Below are 17,882 nucleotides of genomic sequence, written 5' to 3'. Positions count from 1 at the left end.
TTGACGGGGACCCGTTGGGCGGTGCGAAGGTGGGCGTTTGGCGGCCAGAGCCTAGAACTTGGCTACAGACCTGGCACCGACCGCGCGAGCCCCAGCCCGCTTGACGCACGCCCGCAATCGACCATGCTGGGTTGGCCAGGCCATCCCTCCCCTCACCCCCGCCTGTACACCATGGCCGTTGAAGAGAAGCTGCGCAAAGAAATCACGATGCTGGGCCAGGTGTTCGGCGAGGTCATTTTGCAGCACGCCGGGCAGCCGGCGTTCGAGCTGGTTGAGAAGGTGCGCGCCGAGGCCCGCGACTTCCGCGACGGCGACGCCAGCCAGGGGGACGCCCTGGCTGCCCTGCTCGCGGGTCTGGACGCCGAGCAGCTGCGAATCGTCATCCAGGCGTTCAGCGGGTTCCTGGAGCTGGCCAACCTGGCCGAGGACCGTCAGCGGGTGCGGGCCCTCCGCGAGCGCGAGCTGAAGATCCACCCGGAGCCCCGCCGCGAGTCGGCCTTCGCGGCTGTGCAGGAGCTGGCCGCCAGGGGCCTGACCGCCGAGCAGACCGCCCAAGCGCTGGCGAAGATCGATATCGAGCTAGTGTTCACCGCCCACCCGACCGAGGCCAAGCGGAAGAGCCTGCGCAGCAAACTGCGCAAGATGCGGGGGATGCTGGCCGAGCTCGACAACAGCGACCTGCTGCCGGTCGAGAAGGAGCAGGTCCTGCTCGCCTTGCGGAGCGAGATCGTCAAGCTCTGGCAGACCGACCTGGTGCGGCCCACCAAGCCGACCGTCATGGAAGAGGTGCAGCGGGGGCTGTCGTTTCAGGGCGTGCTGTGGGATACGGTTCCCCGGGTCATGGACCAGGTGCGGCGGGCCCTGCGGCAGAGCTACCCAGACGCCGACGTCGAGCCGCCGCGGATGATCCGCTTCGGCTCCTGGATGGGCGGCGACCGCGACGGCAACCCATTCGTCACCCCTGAGCTCACCGAGCAGACGTGCCTGTGGCTCCGTCGGGCGGCGATCGAGGACCATCTGCAGGCCTGCGAGACGCTGCTCGATTCGATCAGCATCTCCTGCGGCGCCACTCCTGCTTGCGACGCCCTCCGCGACTCAGTCGCGGCCGCGTGCGAGCGGTGGCCCGAGGTGGCCGAGGGCCTCGAGCGGATTGCCGCCGACGAGCTCTACCGCCGGCAGCTGAAGGTGGTGGCCTGGCGGCTGTCGCAGACCGCCCAGATGACGCTCAGCGGGCCGATCCCCGACGGCGCCTACCGGACCGTAGGTGAGCTCCGCGACGAGGTGCTGCTCGCCAAGCGGTCGCTGCTGGCCACCGACAACGAGGAGATCGTCCACACCGACCTGCAGCCGTGGCTCGATCAGATCGACGCCTTCGGATTTCAGACCGCAAGGCTCGACATCCGCCAGCACTCCGGCGTGTACGCGCAGGTCATGGAGGAGATTTGGAAGTCGGCCAAGCTGATCTCCGACGACGATCTGCCGCTGAGCGAGGAACGCCGGGTCGAGCTGCTGCTGCAAACCCTTCCGGTGGCGCCCAACCTGTCGCCAGTTAACCGCAGCGAGACCACCCGCGAGACGCTGGACCTGTTCCGTCTGCTGAGGCGGATCGCCCGTCGGTTCGGCATGGGGGCGCTGGGCGGGCACGTCATCAGCATGACCACCAGCCCCAGCGACCTGCTGACCGTGCTGTGGCTGTGGCGGTGGTCCGAGCGGGCCGACGCCCGTAACCGAGAGTACGACGCCCAGATCGACGTCAACCTGCGGCTGCCGGTCGTGCCGCTGTTCGAGACCATCGACGACCTGCAGAACGGCGCCCAGATCCTGACCGACGCGCTGGCCATCCCCGAGTACCGCGAGCACGTCCGCGGCCTGGGCGAAGAGCAGATGGTGATGGTCGGCTACTCCGACAGCACCAAGGACGGCGGCTACCTGGCCGCGCAGTGGGCCCTGCACCGCGGTCAGCTCAACATCTTCGAGGCGGCCAAGCAGCAGGGCGTGCACGTGACGTTCTTCCACGGCCGCGGCGGCTCGTTGGGCCGCGGCGGCGGGCCCGCCGCCCGGGCCATCCTCTCCCTGCCCAGCGAGACCTTCGACGGGTCCGTCCGGCTGACCGAGCAGGGCGAGGTGCTGGCCGAGCGGTACGACGACCCCCACATCGCCCACCGCCACCTGGAGCAGATGCTGTGGAGCGTGCTGACCGCCGCCACCCACAACACCTCCGCCGAGATGGGCGATTGGCGGGACCTGATGGACCGCCTGGCGGCGTCTTCGCTCCGCGCGTACCGCTCGCTGGTCGACCACGACGGCTTCGTCGCGTTCTTCCGTAGCGCCACGCCGATCGCCGGCATCGAGCGGCTGCCAATCGGCTCCCGCCCCTCCCGCCGCAAGGGCGGCGACCGGATCGAGGACCTGCGGGCGATCCCGTGGGTGTTCAGCTGGACGCAGTGTCGCTGCCTGCTGCCGGCGTGGTACGGGCTGGGCGCCGCGTTCAGCGAGCTCACGTCCGCCGAACCCGACAGCCTCGAGACGCTCCGCACGCTCTACGAGGACTGGCGGTTCTTCCGCGCGACGATCGACAACTCGGTGCTTGCGCTCTCCAAGGCGAACCCGCCCGTGTTCAAGCGGTACGCCGCTCTGGCCGACCACCCGAGCGCCAAGGCGATCTACACGCTGATCGAGGAAGAGTACAACCGCACCCGCGACGCGGTGCTGGCCGTGACCGGCTGTGACGCGCTACTGGACGACGTGCCCTGGCTGCAGGAATCGATCCACCTGCGTAACCGCTACGTCGACCCACTAAACTTCGTGCAGGTTGACGTGATGCGGCGCGCAAAGCAGGCCGAGGAAGGCGCCACGCACGCCGACGAGCTGGACCGCCTGACCCAGCTGGTCATTAAGGGCGTTGCGGCGGGCATGCGAACCACCGGCTGACACCGGCCGGCCCAGTCGCTACAAAAAGTGAGCAGGGGGGTAGCTACTCGGCCGCCTCACGCTCTTCACTGTGTTCGCCCTCGGCCTCTGCGCCTTCGGCGGGCGCCTCGGCGTCGGCCGCCGCGGGGGCCGGTTCGTTCATCAACTTGTCGGCGTAGGCCTGCTGCTCAACCGTGGCAGAGTAGGCCTCGACTTCCGGCGAGTACTGGCGCGAGTCCATCAGCGTAAAACCGATGAACAGCCCGCCGAACAGTATGGTCCCCAGCAGGATGATGACGTTGAACGCCTTGTCGTGGATCAGGTGCATGAAGATGGTCGCCACCAGGGCGGCCTTGAGGGTCGCGATCCCAAGCGTCACCCAAATGTCTGCGCGTCCCAGGTTCACGAATGAGAGCGCCGACGTGGCCACCGTCAGGGCGACCAACGCCACAAACGTGGCGACCAGGGTCGCGACACTGGTGACGTGGTGCTCGTGGGCGTCGTGCGAGTGATCGGACATGGCTTATCTGCTTATCTCGTCGTATCTTACTGCCCGCGGAACCGGCCGCGGGACGTGAGGCGTAGCTTGGTAAATAGCCCGGATTAGTGGATCAGGTACAGCAGCGGGAACAGGTAGATCCACACCAGGTCGACCAAGTGCCAGTACAGGCCGGTGTACTCCACGGGGCCGTACCGCTCGGGGCCGAAGTCGCCGCGGGCGATGCGGGCCACAATCCAGCTGATCGCGGCCACGCCCGCCAGGATGTGCAACGCGTGCACGCCGGTCATGGCGAAGTAGATGCTAAAGAAGTTTCCGGCGTTGGCGGGGCGGCCCTCGTTGCTGACGGGCACCGTCTCGCGGAGGGTCTCCTCGACGCCGACTGCGCCGGCCTCGGCTTCAGGAACGATGGCGGCCTCGACATCCTCGGTCTGAACCTCGCCCATCGGGTGACGCTCGTCGGCTACCGCGTGCTCGGCGTGGTCGCCGCCGGCCTGCATGTCGTCCTGGAAGGTTGGCACGGCCGCGTCGAGTTCGGCGCCGGTGGGGGTGTGGGTCTCGTCCCCGTGGTCGCCGTGGCCGTCGCCGGCGTGGCCCTCTGCCGCGTGGGCGGCGTGCTTGTCGACTTCAATCTGCTGGACGCCGTTCGCCACAACGACCCCGCCGCCCATGCCCAACACCGTCAGGCCCAGGCCGATGAAGACCCACGCCCTAACCGGCGCTGAGTAGCGACGGATCCAGCCGTAGCCGTACATCACGCCGCCGATGATGAAGCTCCACACCATGACGCCCTTCAGCTTGGTGTGCATGCCCGAGTCGGTCAGGTGGACCTTGGGCTCGGCCTCGCCGTCGGCGTTGATCGTCAGGTCCTCGTTCCAGTGGCCGTACTCGCGGTCCCAGCCCGCCCAGTACAGCCCCTCGTCGAACTTGTAGCTGTACTCAACCACCTTCACGCCCATAAAGAACCCGGCGCACGCCAGCGTGAAGATGTGCATCCACATCAGCGTCTGCTGCTGGTTCTTCTGAGCGGCCCGCACCCCCCACGCGATCGCCAGGCTGCTGGCCAGCAGCACGATCGTGTTGAGCATCCCCAGCCAAGGGTTGAGGAAGTGGTGCGCCTGGATGAACACCTCGGGGTGGTTCGCCCGGTAGACGGTGTAGGCAACGAACAGCCCGGAGAAGAACAGCACCTCCTGCGCCAGGAACAGCCACATGCCGAGCTTGCCCGCGTCGAACTGCTGCTCGGGCGACTCGAAGTGGTGGGCGAGCCACTCCGGGTGGTCGTGGTCGTGCCCGTGATCGGCGTGGGCGTCGTGCGTGGTGGCTTCGGCGGTGGCCATGGGGAGGCGTTGGTCGTTGGGCGGTAGGCGTTTGGGAAAACTGACGGTCCAGGCCGGGCGGGGCCGGAGGAGCTCTCGCTAGGTCTGGGCGGGCTGTTCGGCGGGCGCCGCTTCACGCTTGAAGTCGGGCAGCACCTCGTAGTAGCCGTCGCCGTTGGGGTCCTCGACAAAATTGTCGTAGACGTAGGGCGAACCCATCAGCGGGTTGACCTCAAAGTTGTGGTGCGTGGGGGGCGAGCAGCACTTCCACTCCAGCGTCGCGGCGCCCCACGGGTTGTCCGGCGCCTTGCGGCCGCGGAACAGCGAGTGCACCAGCACCAGGGCCGCCAGCGTCAGGCCGGCGCCCAGCAGGTACGAACCGAACGTGCTGAGCTGGTGCAGCCCCTCAAACTCTGGCTTGTAGCTGGCGTACCGGCGGGGCATGCCCTGCGTGCCGAGAATAAACTGCGGGAAGAACGTGACGTTGAACCCTACGAACACCATCAGGGCGGCAATGTTCGCCCACAGCTCGTTGTACATCTTGCCGAACATCTTGGGCCACCAGTGGTGCAGCGCCGCCAGGAAGGCCACCAGCGTGCCGCCCATCATCACGTAGTGGAAGTGCGAAACCACGAAGTACGTGTCGTGCAGGTGGATCACCGTGGCGAGCGACCCCAGGTACAGGCCGGTCAGGCCGCCGATGGTGAACAGGAACATGAACGCCAGGGCGTAGGTCATCGCGGCGTTGTAGTGGATGTTGCCCTTGTAGAGCGTGGCCAGCCAGTTGAAGACCTTGATCGCCGACGGGATGCTCACGCTAAACGTCAGGAAGCTGAAGATCACCGTGGTCAGGTTGCTCTGCCCTGAGGTGAACATGTGGTGGCCCCACACCAGGAAGCCGAGCAGCGCGATGGCGATCGAGCTGTACGCGATGAACCGGTAGCCGAAGATGTGCTTGCGGCTGTAGACCGGGATCACCTCGCTGATCACGCCCATCGCGGGCAGGATCATGATGTACACCGCCGGGTGCGAGTAGAACCAGAAGAAGTGCTGGTACAGCACCGGGTCGCCGCCCAGGGCCGGGTCGAAGATCCCGATGCCCACCGCCTTCTCGACGGTCAGCAGCAGCACCGTGATGGCCAGCACCGGGGTCGCCAGCACCTGGATGATCGCGGTGGCGTAGAGCGACCACAGCAGCAGCGGCATGCGGAACCAGGTCATCCCCTTGGGACGCATCGTGTTGACCGTCACCACAAAGTTGATGCCAGTGAAGATCGAGCTGAAGCCAAGGATGAACACCCCGAGCGTGGCTGCTATCACCGGCCCGCTGGTGGTGGTGCTGTACGGTGTGTAGAAGGTCCAACCGGTGTCGAGCCCGGTGGTTAACAGCGCGGCGAGGAAGAAACAGGCGCCGACGACCCACAGGTGGAAACTCGCCAGGTTCAGCCGCGGGAACGCCACGTCCTTGGCGCCGAGCATCATCGGCAGGCAGAAGTTCCCGATCGCCGCGGGGATGCTCGGGATGATGAACAGGAACACCATCACGGCGCCATGGAGCGTGAACGCGACGTTGTAGGCGTCCTTGGCGGCCGCGATGTTGGGCTCGTCCCCGGTGCTCTCAACGAAGTTGGTGAAGAAGTCGACCTGCGGCGTCAGCAGCTCCGTGCGGACCAGCAGCGCCAGCACGCCGCCCAGCAGGAACGCCGTGAGCACGCCCACCAGGTACATCACGCCGATCCGCTTGTGGTCCAGCGTGAACACCCACGACATGATCCCGCCGCCGGTCAGGTAGCTGGGCCCCTGCGGGTTCTCGATCCGAGTCCCCGAGGGGACGTTGAAGTTGGCGCCGTCGGTTTGGGCGATCATAGTTCGAACTGCTTGCGTGTCTATCGGGGAGCCGCCACGGCGTCGGGGCCGCAGGGGAGCGAGCGGTCAACGCCGCCTGTTCGGCGTGCATAGCGCCCGTGGCGATTCAAAAGTTAATCGTCGGATTCGGTCTCTTCGGGGTCGGCGTTGTCGGCCTCGTCCGTGGTTGCGGGTTGCTCAGCGGTCGCCGGGGCTTCGTCGTCATCTTCGGCGTCGCCGGCGGACTCTTCCTGGGGCGTCGCGGGCCCGTCAGCGCTGGCCTCTTCCGATTCGCCTTCGGCCTCCTCGCCTTCCTCACCCTCCTTGGGCGCCCAGTCGTTGACTTCCTCGTCGTTTAGGCTGCGGATGTACTGGCGGAGGGCGAAGATCTCGTCCTCGTTCAGCTGGCCCTGGAAGGTCGGCATGATCGGGTTGTAGCCCTGCCGGATCTTCGCCTGCGGGTTGAGGATCGACTCGCGGATGTAGTTATCATCCATCTTGCCGGTCGAGCCGTCCTTGAAGGTGACGGTCTCGCCGTAGTGGCCCTTGAAGCTGGGGCCGCCGGGCCCGGGGCGGTCGGTCCCGTCGATGGTGTGGCACTGGGCGCAGCCGCGGCGGTTGTAGAGCTGCTTGCCGACCTCGACCGGGGTGCCCTGGCTGCGGGGGTCCATCGCCTTCTTCATCCACTCTTGGAACCCGGCCTCGTCGTGCACGATGCACTTGGTGATCATCGACGAGTGGGATGTGCCGCAGTACTCCGTGCAGAACAGGTCGTACCCCTCGGTCGCAGCGGCCTCATCGTAGGTGGCGCTGCCGTCGGTGTACTTGAGTTCGGGGTTGTTCTGGTCATTGTCCCAGGTGGGATCCTTGACCTCGTCCGACGCGGTTGTCGCCTCGAACCACATCTCGTTGTAGCGTCCCGGCACGCAGTCCATCTTCACCCGGAAAGCGGGGATGTACAGGCTGTGGATCACGTCCCTCGACGACAGGATCAGCTTGACCGGTTGGTCCTTGGGGACGTGCAGCTCGGGCGAGATGGCGCCGGTCGGGTAGACGAACGACCAGCTCCACTTCTGGGCGATGACCTCAATCTCGTACGCGTCCTGCGGCGTGTTCCGCATCGCCACGTACCCGACAAAGCCCTGGAAGAAGATCCAGATCGCCAGGATCAGCGGGATCACCGACCACGTGATCTCCAGCGCGTTGTTGTGGTGGGCTGTGTGCTCCTCGCGGTGCCCCGGGCGGGCGCGGTACTTCCACATGAACCACGCCATCATCGCGATGATCAGCACGAAGAAGAACACGCAGATCACGGAGATGACGTAGAACAAGTTGTCCACGTAGTGCGCCGTGGTCGACGCGCCGGGGCGGAACCAATCGGCCAGCAGGGCGGGGCTTGTCATGTTGGACAACACGGGGAACGTCATGTCGCTTGGGGGTCCGGGGTATCGGTGGGAGCGAACCGCTCCTCCTGTGGTCCGTCGGTCGGGCGCGTGCCGGAACTGCGACGCACCCAGAACGGGAGCAGGCAGGCGGCCAGGGTCAGGACCGTGAACGCCGCGCCGGCGGTCATTATGTTGCGAGCCACGGGCCCGTACCGGCCCTTGGTCTCGTCGTAGTGGAAGCAGAACAGGATGATCTGGTCCATCGCCGATCCGACCTTGCCGTCAGCGGCCTCGACCAGCGAGAGCCGCACGGTCTGGGGGTCGAACATCACGCCGTACAGGTACCGCGATACCATTCCCTCGGGTGAGCAGACCATAACCGCGGCGGTGTGGGCGAATTCCTGTCGCTCGGGCACGTACTTGTAACGGAAGCCCACCACGTCGGCGAGCTTGGTGATGTTCTGCTGCGTGCCGGTCAGGAAGTGCCAACCGCCCGCCGTGCCCTGCCTTGCGTAGCTAGACAGATACAGTTCCTCGGTCTTCTTCGCCCGCTGCGGGCTCTCGCGTGGGTCGATGCTGACGCTCACCACGTCGAAGTCCTCGCCGACGGTCATCTCCATCTGCTTGAGCGCGTCTACCAGGCCGTTCAGCTGCACGCGGCACAGCATCGGGCAGTCGGAGTAGTTCAGCGACAGCAGCACCGGCCGCTCGCCGTTGCACAGGTCGCCCAGCGAGACGACGCGGTCGTTCTCGTCTCGGAACTTGAGTTGCAGCGGGATCTGAGCGCCCCGCTTCTCGTCGACCCCGACGTCCTTGATCTCGTCCGGCTTGTCCTCCAGCAGCTGCCCCTGGGCGCACACCGGTCCCAGCAACGCCAGGACAATCGCGATCAGGATGAAAGTGGGGAAGCGGGTCATGACTATTCGGCAGCGCGGGTTACTGGCCTTCCTGGCCCTGGGACTGCTCGGCCGACAGTTCCTTCACTACTAGCTTCATAGCGTCGTCGATACGCATCGAGTAGACCCCCGGCTGACCGGCGATCTCGTGCGGGGCCCCGAGGAGGGAGGAGTCCTGCTGCTGCACCAACGAATCCGCCTCGCTGGCGGTAGCCACCAACGCCTTCTTCGCCGAATCGATGTTGATGTACGCCGAGTAGAGGGCCTTCACGCCCAATGCGGACGCCAGCACCAGCGCGGTGGAGATCAGCCCCACCACGACGATGGTGGTGGTGTTCAGGTCGTCCGCCTCGACGCCGGATTCGGCGGGCGGCAGTACGGATTCGGGAGCAGTGTCGCTCATGGGTATGCTAGCGGTTAGCGGCGTGCTGGAGATCGAATGTTGTCGCCGGGGCGGCCCCCCGGCCGGGGTCGCGGCCTAGTGGTTGACGTACGTCAGGGCCTCGTGCATGCGGGGGTCCTTGATCGGCACCAGCCACTTGCGGGTCGTGCCCCGGGCGATTGCGCCGATCAGCACCAGCAGCATGCCGACCAGGCAGAGGGCCTCCAGCACGAACGGCGGCGCCGAGCCCGACGATACGCCCGTGAACGAGTAGGTCACCTTCAGGGTCGGCATCACGATGTAGTAGTGGTCGTACCAGTGGACGGCCAGCAGGTAGGCGGCCCAGCCGGCCATCGCCTGCGGGTTGCGGCGGACCCGCTTTGACATGAAGCCCAGGAACGGGATCAACAGGTGCAGGATAAACAGCCATCCGGTCATCGATGAGATGCCGAACGGGGCCGGGGCGCCGCGGTCGGCGTACCACTTGGTCTCCTCGGGCACGTTGGCGTACCAGATCAGCATGAACTGCGAGAACGTCACGTAGCCCCAGAACACCACCATCGCGAACATCAGCTTGGCGATGTCGTGCCGCTGCTCAACGCGGACCGACTGGGTGATCATGCCGCGGCTCTGCAGGAAGTGGATCATGAGCGTGAGCAGCGCCAGAAAGCCCAGCACGCAGCCGGCCCAGTAGTACACGCCAAACATCGTGCTGAACCAGACTGGGTCGAGCGACATCAGCCAGTCGAACGCGGCCACGTTCAGGCTCACCGCGAACAGCGCCATCAGCGGGCCGCTCCAGCGGGCTAGGCCACGCAGCGTTGCGACGCTGCCGGTCTTGTCCACCTTCAGTGACCCTTTTACCATGATCCGGGTGGCAAACGCCCAAACCGCGAAGATGATGGCCGCGCGGATCACAAACCACTTGGGCGAGAGGTAGTCCGCCTTCGGTTTGAGGACCGCGTCGTCCAGCGTGGCGGCGCGGTCGCCCCACGGGTAGAGGGCGCCGGTCTCGTCGTTGAGGACGAAGAGGGCGATCGGAACAAACAGCAGGATGATCACCGGCATCGCGCTGGCCACGATCTCCGCCAGTCTGCGGATGGAGGTCGCCCAGTAGGCGCCAAACAGGTGGCACGCCAGCGTGAAGAACAGCCCGCCGATCACGAAGCTGGCCACGTACACAAAGTTCATCAGGTACGCGTGCCAGAACAACGCCGCGCTGCCGGTCGAGACGCCGATCGCCGCCGCGATCAGCAGCAGCACGGCGCCGGCGATCAGGGCCGGGCCGGCCAGCGGGGAAAACGTCGTCCCGGCCGAGAGTTCCTCGGGGGCGGCATCGGTCGTGGTGGTCGCGGCGGTAGCCATGGGTCGTTGTGAAGCGCTGGGCGTTGGTTGGATTTCGGCAGCGGGCGCCGCCCGCTCTGGCTCGCGGTGCGCCGGGGCGCTACCGCACGGGGCGGTCCTCTTCGGGGATCTCGTCGAGCGAGGCGTGCTGGCTCTTCTGCAACGCCCGGACGTAGAGCACGATCGCCCAGCGGTCCTCGGCGTTGATCTGCAGTCGGTAGCCCGGCATCTTGCGGATGCCGTTGGTGATGGTGTTGTAGATGCGCCCGACCGGCTGCTCGCGCACCGCCTCGTCGTGCAGGCTTAGCGGCCTGGTCCACGTTCCCTGATTCAGGCTCATCGCCCGCTGGGTAACTAGGCCCTCGCCGTAGCCAGCCTGACCGTGGCATGTGGCGCAGTAGATGTTGAACCGCTGCTGACCACGCTCCATCAGTTCCTGCGTGACCTCCAGCGGGAAGTCCTTGGTCCAATTCGGCTCGGGTGGGACCTCGGCGGGCTGCCCCGCGGCCGCCGCGTCGCCTTCGACCTGAGCGCTCACGAAGTGGGCCGGCACGGCGGCGGACGCCACCCCGTCGGGCTCGATGCCCTCGTAGTACCGCTGGTCCTGCTTCGCCTCGATCGAACCCCACGCAATGGTCCCAACCGGCGCCTTCCGCATCGCGCGGCCATCGGCGAACAGGTCGGTTGCGGTCTGGGTCTTGAGCTTCGCCTGGTAGTCCATGTCCCACCAGAGCGAAAGCCGCGGGCTGGTGGAGGTGCCGGCGGCGGCGGCCACCCACAGCGGCGGCACCAGGGCCACCGCGGCGCCAACGGCGCCGATCGCGAGCAGGAACGCCGGTACCTGACGGCCCTCGACCTCTTCGTGGATCGTCTCGACGTGCGTGGCGCCCACCGAGTTGAGCCAGTCGCCGACAATCGCCTCATCGAACTGTTGGTCAGCGGCGTCGATCCACAGGAAGAAGCCGTCGTTTGTGACGCGGCTGAAGCGCTCGCTCTTGAACAGCGGGTTGTGCAGCTTCGGCAGGCCATTGAGCCCAAACATGCCAAAGAACGCTGTCAACGAGCTGAACAGGATTATCAGCTCGAAGGTGACCGGGATGTTCGCCGGCAGGCTGAAGATCGGCTTGGCGCTGATCGGGAACTGGTAGCCGCTGTAGATGAACGGGAACTCGACGCCGTTCATGTAGTACTGGATGGCCAACGCGACCAGGCAGCCGGTCAGGCCGCCGCAGAAGACCATCCACGGCAGAATGGTCTTGGGTGCGCGGAGCGCGTCGTCGATGCCGTGGATCGGGAACGGGCTGAACCCCTCCACCTTGCGGTAGCCCTGATCGGTGGTCTTGCGGGCGGCGGTCACCAGCTCGTCCGCGTCAGGGAACTGGGCCAGCACGCCGAGCAGCTTCGGCTCGGGGGGCGTCGTGTTGTTGGCGTCGTCGGACATTGGGAGGCGTGTTGTGCGGCTAACTCTATTGGGAAGTCGGCGGTCGGCGTCGGGCGATTAGTGCCCGTGCTTCTCCATGTGCATCACCTGCTTGACTTCGGCCATCGCGATGATGGGCAGGAAGCGGCAGAAGAGCAGGAACAGGGTGAAGAACAAACCGAAGCTGCCGATCAGCATCAGGATGTCGACCAGCGTCGGCTTGAACAGGCCCCAGCTGGACGGCAGGAAGTCGCGGTGCAGGGTCATGACGATCACGAACCGCTCAAACCACATGCCGATGTTGATAAAGATCGAGATGATGAACATCAGCATCGGGCTGGTCCGGACCGCCTTGATCCAGAACAACTGTGGCGAGATCACGTTGCAGGTCACCATGATCCAGTAGGCCCACCAGTAGGGTCCGAACGCCCGGTTCACAAACGTGAACTGCTCGTAGGGGTTGCCGGAGTACCACGCGATGAAGAACTCCGTGGCGTACGCGAAGCCGACCATCGACCCGGTGGCGATGATGATCTTGCACATGTTCTCCAGGTGCCGCGTCGTGACCAGGTCCTTGAGGCCAAACCACTCGCGGGCGGGCACCATCAGCGTGAGCACCATGCCGAAACCGCTGAACACGGCGCCCGCGACGAAGTACGGCGGGAAGATCGTGGTGTGCCAGCCCGGCAATTGGGAGACCGCGAAGTCGAAGCTAACGATCGTGTGCACCGAGAGCACCAGCGGGGTCGCTAACGCGGCGAGCAGGCCGTAGGCCTTCTCGTAAACGTGCCAGTGCCCGGCCGAGCCGGTCCAGCCCATCGACAGGATCCCGTAGGCCAGCCGCCGCACCGGGTGCTTGGCCCGGTCCCGCAGAGTGGCCAGGTCGGGGATCATGCCCATGTACCAGAACAAGAGCGACACCGTCGCGTAGGTGCCGACCGCGAACACGTCCCACAGCAGCGGGCTGCGGAACTGCGGCCACATCGACAGCTGAGCCGTCGGCAGCGGGAACAGCCAGTAGGCGAACCACGCCCGGCCCACGTGGATGCCGGGGAACGTGCCGGCGCAGACCACCGCGAAGATGGTCATCGCCTCGGCGAAGCGGTTGATGCTGGTCCGCCAGTGCTGGCGGAACAGAAACAGGATCGCCGAGATGAGCGTCCCGGCGTGGCCGATGCCGACCCAGAACACGAAGTTGACGATTGGCCAGCCCCAGAACACGGGGTTGTTGTTGCCCCACACGCCCACGCCGGTGATCAGCAGCCAGCCGATCAGCGCGCCGAACATGGCGGCCGTGTTGGCGGCCACGAAGAACGCGACGAACCACGCGATCGGGGGCCGCGAGTTCTCGGCGATCCGGCAGACGGTCTCGGTGATCGAGTCGTAGGTTTGGTCGCCCTGCACCAGGTGCGGCTCGACCCACTCCTCGGTGGGCGAGATGTCCGGGTTGCCAAAGGCGATGTCGGCTGTGGCCATAGTGAACGTGTGCTTGGTAGTAGTTTGGCACCCCCGCCCCGTGGGGCGGCCGGCGTTTGGTTTTCGCTAGGCGGTGTGATTGGCTTCGGCGTGATCTTGTTCGGCGCCGTCCTCGCCCTGGCCGGCTTCGCCGTGCCCGCCCTCGTCGTGGTGGTCGTCGCCGTGGCCGCCGTGGTGGATCTCGGGGTTGGGCGGCTGGAACTGCTTGAGGGCCGGGTGCGGGTTGCGGATGCGGGCCAGGTACTGCGTGCGGGGCCGCAGGTGCAGGCCATCAAGCATTCCATAGGCGCGGCCGCTGGCGTGCGCCTGGGCGACCTTGCTGTTCTCGTCGTTGAGGTCGCCGAAGGTGATGGCGTTCGTCGAGCACGCCTCCTGGCACGCGACCACGACATCGCCATCGGCCATCGAGCGGCCTTCGACCTTCGCCTCGATGCGGGCGGCCGAGATCCGCTGCGTGCAGTAGGTGCACTTCTCCATCACGCCGCGGTGACGCACGGTCACCTCGGGGTTCATCACCAGCCGCTGCAGCTCGCGGTTCGCGTTGACCTTCGACTCGTTGATCTTGCCGGCCGGCCAGTCCTCACGCTCCAGCTCCCAGTTGTAGTGGAAGTAGTTGAAGCGGCGGACCTTGAACGGGCAGTTGTTGGCGCAGTACCGCGTGCCGATGCAGCGGTTGTAGACCATGTCGTTGAGGCCCTCGGCGCTGTGGATCGTCGCTGCGACGGGGCACACCTGTTCGCACGGGGCGGTCTCGCACTGCTGGCAGGCGACCGGCTGGTGGACCACGGTCGGGCTCTCGGAGAACTCGCCGTCGTGGCTGCGGAAGTAGCGGTCGATGCGGATCCAGTGCATCTCGCGTCCGCGGCTGACCATGTCCTTGCCGACCACCGGTACGTTGTTCTCCGCCTGGCAGGCGACCGAGCAGGCGTTGCAGCCGACGCACTTGTTGAGGTCGATCGCCATGCCCCAGGCGTTGCCCGTGGTTGACTTGTAGCGGTCCGGCGAGATGTCGCCGGCGTCCGACTCGCGGGTAAAGCTGGGCTCCTTCCATAGGTTCTCGGTCGCGATGTGGTGGCCCATCTCCTGGGCGAACTTCGGGTGCTCCTTGTAGAAGTCCTGCGACGCCTCGCGGATGAACTCGAAGGAACGCTCGGTGATCGCCTCCAGGCCGCCGACGTCGATGGCGTGGTGGTCCTGGGTGGTGGCCAGCGTGTATTTGCCGCTGGCGCCCTTCACGCTCACGCCATCGGTCAGCACGCGGGCGCCATCGGTGGTGCGCAGCTGGTAGGCGTCAAAGCCAACCGGTGCCGCGGAGATCGGCACCCAGGTGCCGTAGATCCCGTTCGGGAACAGTCCCTGCACCGCGCCGCCCGACTCGTTCAGCAGGCCGCCCACGCGGCCGGCGGCCTTGCGGCCGTACCCCAGCGCCACGCCGATGGAGTTCTTCGCCTGGCCGGGCTGGATGAACACCGGCAGTTCGAGCGAACGCTCGCCGACCGTGACCGTGACCATCTGCCCCTGGCCAACATTGAGCGACTTGGCGGTCTCGGGGTTGATCAGGGCCGCGTTGTCCCACGTGAGCTTGGTAATGAAGTCGGGGGTTTCCTGCAGCCAGCCGTTGTTCGCCAGGCGGCCGTCGTAGGTGCTCTCGCTGACGGTCAGCACCACCTCCATCTCGCCGGCCGCGGCGGGCTCGAACTCGAAGTCCTGCACGCCTGGGCTGGCCGCCTCGGCGGCGCTGTCGGCAAGGTAGCCGTCGTGCACCAGCTGCTCCCAGCCGGCGTCGTCCAGCCCGCCGGCCTGATCGGCCACCGCAGCACGGACGAACTCGCGGGGCGACTCTTCGACGCCCGCCATCAGGCACAGCAGTTCCAGGGCCGACTTGCCGCCCAAGAGCGGCTCGATCAGCGGCTGCTGAACGCAGACCGTTCCGTCCCAGGCGCGGGTGTCCCCCCACGACTCGAAAGGGTGGGTCTCCGGCAGGCTCCAGGTGCAGGCCTGCGAGGTTTCGTCGTCGTAGGGGCTGAGGTGGATGGAGGTCTCTACCTCGCCCAGCCGCTTCGCGAAGTCGAGGTCGACCGGCGCGTCGTAGATGGGGTTGCCGCCCAGGATCACCAGCGTGTCGATGCGCCGCGCGGCGATCTCGCCGGCCAGGTCCGCGAGCGGCTTGACCTCGGCGGCGCCCTGCGGCTCGGCCGAGTAGAGCACCGTCTGGCCGGCGTTCTCCAGAGCCGCGTTGATCTTGTGGGCCAAGGCGAAGGACTCGGCCGACTGGCAACCGCCCACCGCGACCACGCCCGCCCCCTTGTGGGCGAGCAGGTCCTGGGCAAGGGCGGCCAGGAACTGGTCTTCGGTCGGCGACTTGGCGTCTTCGGCAATCGCCGGCACGGTGACCTCGCCGCTCTCGACCAGAGCCAGCAGCTTGGACAGGGCAGCCGGGACGGCCGACGACTTCAACGGCAGGCGATGGTCGGCGCAGCCGCCGGTCATGCTGAACTGGCTCTCGACACAGTACAGGCGGTTCATCTCGCCGTCGGGGTCGCGGCCCTCAGCGTAGTCGGCCGACAGCGCGATCGACTCGGGGTCGTCCTTCAGCAGGTCGCAGTCGAAGCAGGCGATTACCTTCGCGTCCGCCAGGCTGTAGCGGGTGCGGACCCGCTCGCCAAAGGCGAGCTCGGCGCCCGCAAGCTCGGCCTCGCGCGAGATTGGGGCATACTCGTAGAGCTTGGCCTGCGGGAACTTTTCCAGCAGCGACTTGAGTGCGGCGTCGATCGACAGCGAGCTGGTTGGCTGCTTGAGCACCGCCAGCGAGGCGCCCCCACCTTCGCCGAGCTTGGTGGCGAGCTCGCCCAAGCGCGATTCGACGTCGGCCCAGTCGACGCCCTGCGCCTCCTTGCCGCTGCGGTCGATGGGCTGCTGCTGGCGGTCGGGGTCGTACAGCGAAAGCGTCGCGGCCTGACTGAACGAGTCGCTGCCACCCCGGCTGGCCGGGTGATTGGGGTTGCCGTCAACCTTGATGGGGCGGCCGTCGTAGCACGAGACCAGCAGGTGCCGGGGCGCGCCCGCCCAATCGATGTTGGTGGCGTACTTGGTGATCGACCCGGGGACGTAACCCTCGGGGCGATCGGAGAACGTGGCGATCGTTTCGGTCTTCCACCGGCAGCCCTGCACAGCGGCCAGCGCGAACGAGGCGCTCATCAGCTGCATCCAACGCCGGCGGCTGACGCCTGCGGGGATCTCGTCCGCGGCCTGCGGGAACTCCCGGTGCACAAACTCCAGGAACTCGGGGGTCTGCTGCAGCTCGTCGATGCTGCGCCAGTACTTGCTGGGGCCCGACTTGGGGGAGCTGGTGCGGGTTTGAGTGGTTGCTTCGCTCATCGCGTGAGGCTGACTTGTGATCGGTTGCGCGTTGCGGAAAGGCCGCGGGCGGCCTGGTTGCGGGGCCTGCGTGAGAGGTCCCGTTGTCTACCGGTGGCAGGTGGAGCAGCTAGTCGGCGCCTGCGAGCTCCAACCGTGCTTCTTCTGCAGCTCCTCGCCGTAAGCCTGCGGGTCGACGTCGCCGTCGAGGCTCCAGGCCAGGTTGGTGATCTGGTCGGGGTCGCGTTGCCGTGGCGCGGGATTGCGGTGGCACTCCAGGCACCAGCTCATGCTCAGCGGCTTCATCTGCTCGACCCGCTCCATCTGATCGACGCGGCCGTGACACTCAACGCAGCTGACGCCCCGGTTCACGTGGACGCTGTGGTTGAAGTAGACGTAGTCGCCCAGGTCGTGGACCCGCTCCCACTGCATCGGCTCGCCGGTGGTGATCGCCTCGCGGATCGGCAGCAGTTTGAGGCTCGCGGTGTGCACGGCGGTGGTCGTGTTGTTGCCGTCCGCGCCCGGCCCACGGTGGCAGTTCGCGCACACGTTCGTGCCCGGAACCGCGGCGTGGGCCGATGACTCCACGGTGTTGTGGCAGTACCGGCAGTCCATCTTCAGCTCGCCGGCGTGCAGCTTATGGCTGAACGGGACGGGCTGCTCGGGCGCGTAGCCGGCGTTCATGACGCTAGGCCAGGTGCCGTACAAGAACATGCCGCCCACGTAGGCGCCGCCCGCGGCAGCGCCGCCGAGCACCATCAGAGTGAACGTGTTGACCCAGGGCGGAAAGTGAAAGCGGTCCACAGCCGGTCCGTCAAATTGCAAGTGTCTATCAAAAAACGACTTACGACGAACCGGCCTGGTCTCCAGGACGGCCCGCCAGCACCTATGCAACGTCAGTTAGAAGAGCTACTTCGAGGCGTGACTCGGTGAGCGCGACGCTGCACAAGTGCAGTAAGGAGCTAAAGATAACGACCGAATCGCGGCTCAACTAGACGGCAAAGAGTCACACCCGAATGGGTGGGCTTGGATGTTTGCGCGTGGCCGCT

At 66.4% G+C, this 17,882-nt stretch carries 12 protein-coding genes; 1 reads left to right on the top strand and 11 read right to left on the bottom strand.

Annotation, left to right across the window (positions count from 1 at the left end; translation table 11 throughout):
- Nucleotides 1-171 precede the first annotated feature (171 nt).
- On the top strand, nt 172-2,931 hold the full coding sequence (gene ppc / locus KOR34_RS09380; protein ID WP_197531280.1) for a phosphoenolpyruvate carboxylase: 2,760 nt from the start codon (nt 172-174) through the stop codon (nt 2,929-2,931).
- A 43-nt stretch (nt 2,932-2,974) separates the two neighbouring features.
- Here ppc and KOR34_RS09375 read toward each other — a convergent pair whose 3' ends face one another.
- The 11 genes from KOR34_RS09375 to KOR34_RS09320 all read right to left on the bottom strand — a co-directional run bounded on the left by KOR34_RS09375 (nt 2,975) and on the right by KOR34_RS09320 (nt 17,637).
- Complete coding sequence (locus KOR34_RS09375) at nt 2,975-3,430, bottom strand: cytochrome C oxidase subunit IV family protein (RefSeq protein ID WP_146564300.1); 456 nt, start codon at nt 3,428-3,430, stop codon at nt 2,975-2,977.
- An 83-nt stretch (nt 3,431-3,513) separates the two neighbouring features.
- Complete coding sequence (locus tag KOR34_RS09370; protein ID WP_228714556.1) at nt 3,514-4,749, bottom strand: cytochrome c oxidase subunit 3; 1,236 nt, start codon at nt 4,747-4,749, stop codon at nt 3,514-3,516.
- Between the two features lie 78 nt (nt 4,750-4,827).
- On the bottom strand, nt 4,828-6,594 hold the full coding sequence (locus KOR34_RS09360) for a cytochrome c oxidase subunit I (protein WP_146564299.1): 1,767 nt from the start codon (nt 6,592-6,594) through the stop codon (nt 4,828-4,830).
- A 113-nt stretch (nt 6,595-6,707) separates the two neighbouring features.
- Entirely contained in the window at nt 6,708-7,976 is a 1,269-nt protein-coding gene (locus KOR34_RS09355) for a cytochrome c oxidase subunit II (protein ID WP_197531279.1), read from the bottom strand.
- 20 nt (nt 7,977-7,996) lie between these two features.
- Nucleotides 7,997-8,875, bottom strand: coding sequence for an SCO family protein (locus KOR34_RS09350; RefSeq protein WP_146564298.1), 879 nt, complete (start codon nt 8,873-8,875; stop codon nt 7,997-7,999).
- Nucleotides 8,876-8,894: 19 nt separating this feature from the next.
- The gene (locus KOR34_RS09345; RefSeq protein ID WP_146564297.1) at nt 8,895-9,257 is read right to left on the bottom strand and encodes a hypothetical protein; all 363 of its coding nucleotides are present in this window, start codon (nt 9,255-9,257) and stop codon (nt 8,895-8,897) included.
- A 75-nt stretch (nt 9,258-9,332) separates the two neighbouring features.
- Nucleotides 9,333-10,601, bottom strand: coding sequence for a hypothetical protein (locus KOR34_RS09340; protein WP_146564295.1), 1,269 nt, complete (start codon nt 10,599-10,601; stop codon nt 9,333-9,335).
- Nucleotides 10,602-10,680: 79 nt separating this feature from the next.
- Nucleotides 10,681-12,021 carry a quinol:electron acceptor oxidoreductase subunit ActD gene (locus KOR34_RS09335; RefSeq protein ID WP_146564293.1) on the bottom strand — a complete coding sequence of 447 codons (1,341 nt, stop codon included), beginning with the start codon at nt 12,019-12,021 and terminating at the stop codon, nt 10,681-10,683.
- A gap of 57 nt (nt 12,022-12,078) precedes the next feature.
- Nucleotides 12,079-13,476, bottom strand: coding sequence for an NrfD/PsrC family molybdoenzyme membrane anchor subunit (gene nrfD / locus KOR34_RS09330; RefSeq protein WP_146564291.1), 1,398 nt, complete (start codon nt 13,474-13,476; stop codon nt 12,079-12,081).
- A 66-nt stretch (nt 13,477-13,542) separates the two neighbouring features.
- Entirely contained in the window at nt 13,543-16,854 is a 3,312-nt protein-coding gene (locus KOR34_RS09325) for a TAT-variant-translocated molybdopterin oxidoreductase (protein WP_146564289.1), read from the bottom strand.
- A gap of 87 nt (nt 16,855-16,941) precedes the next feature.
- A complete protein-coding gene (locus KOR34_RS09320; protein WP_146564287.1) occupies nt 16,942-17,637 on the bottom strand; it encodes a cytochrome c3 family protein in 696 nt (231 codons plus the stop codon).
- Between the last annotated feature and the right edge of the window lie 245 nt (nt 17,638-17,882).

The sequence above is a fragment of the Posidoniimonas corsicana genome, assembly GCF_007859765.1.
Classification (GTDB): domain Bacteria; phylum Planctomycetota; class Planctomycetia; order Pirellulales; family Lacipirellulaceae; genus Posidoniimonas; species Posidoniimonas corsicana.
Note: the sequence above shows the minus strand (reverse complement) of the source record. Positions and strands in the feature narration are given on the sequence as shown.

Coding starts and splice junctions, on each gene's coding strand:
- nrfD (WP_146564291.1), bottom strand. CDS start 13,476: ATGGCCACAGCCGACATCGCCTTTGGCAACCCGGACATCTCGCCCACC.
- KOR34_RS09340 (WP_146564295.1), bottom strand. CDS start 10,601: ATGGCTACCGCCGCGACCACCACGACCGATGCCGCCCCCGAGGAACTC.
- KOR34_RS09355 (WP_197531279.1), bottom strand. CDS start 7,976: ATGACAAGCCCCGCCCTGCTGGCCGATTGGTTCCGCCCCGGCGCGTCG.
- KOR34_RS09335 (WP_146564293.1), bottom strand. CDS start 12,021: ATGTCCGACGACGCCAACAACACGACGCCCCCCGAGCCGAAGCTGCTC.
- KOR34_RS09360 (WP_146564299.1), bottom strand. CDS start 6,594: ATGATCGCCCAAACCGACGGCGCCAACTTCAACGTCCCCTCGGGGACT.
- ppc (WP_197531280.1), top strand. CDS start 172: ATGGCCGTTGAAGAGAAGCTGCGCAAAGAAATCACGATGCTGGGCCAG.
- KOR34_RS09375 (WP_146564300.1), bottom strand. CDS start 3,430: ATGTCCGATCACTCGCACGACGCCCACGAGCACCACGTCACCAGTGTC.
- KOR34_RS09325 (WP_146564289.1), bottom strand. CDS start 16,854: ATGAGCGAAGCAACCACTCAAACCCGCACCAGCTCCCCCAAGTCGGGC.
- KOR34_RS09370 (WP_228714556.1), bottom strand. CDS start 4,749: ATGGCCACCGCCGAAGCCACCACGCACGACGCCCACGCCGATCACGGG.
- KOR34_RS09350 (WP_146564298.1), bottom strand. CDS start 8,875: ATGACCCGCTTCCCCACTTTCATCCTGATCGCGATTGTCCTGGCGTTG.
- KOR34_RS09345 (WP_146564297.1), bottom strand. CDS start 9,257: ATGAGCGACACTGCTCCCGAATCCGTACTGCCGCCCGCCGAATCCGGC.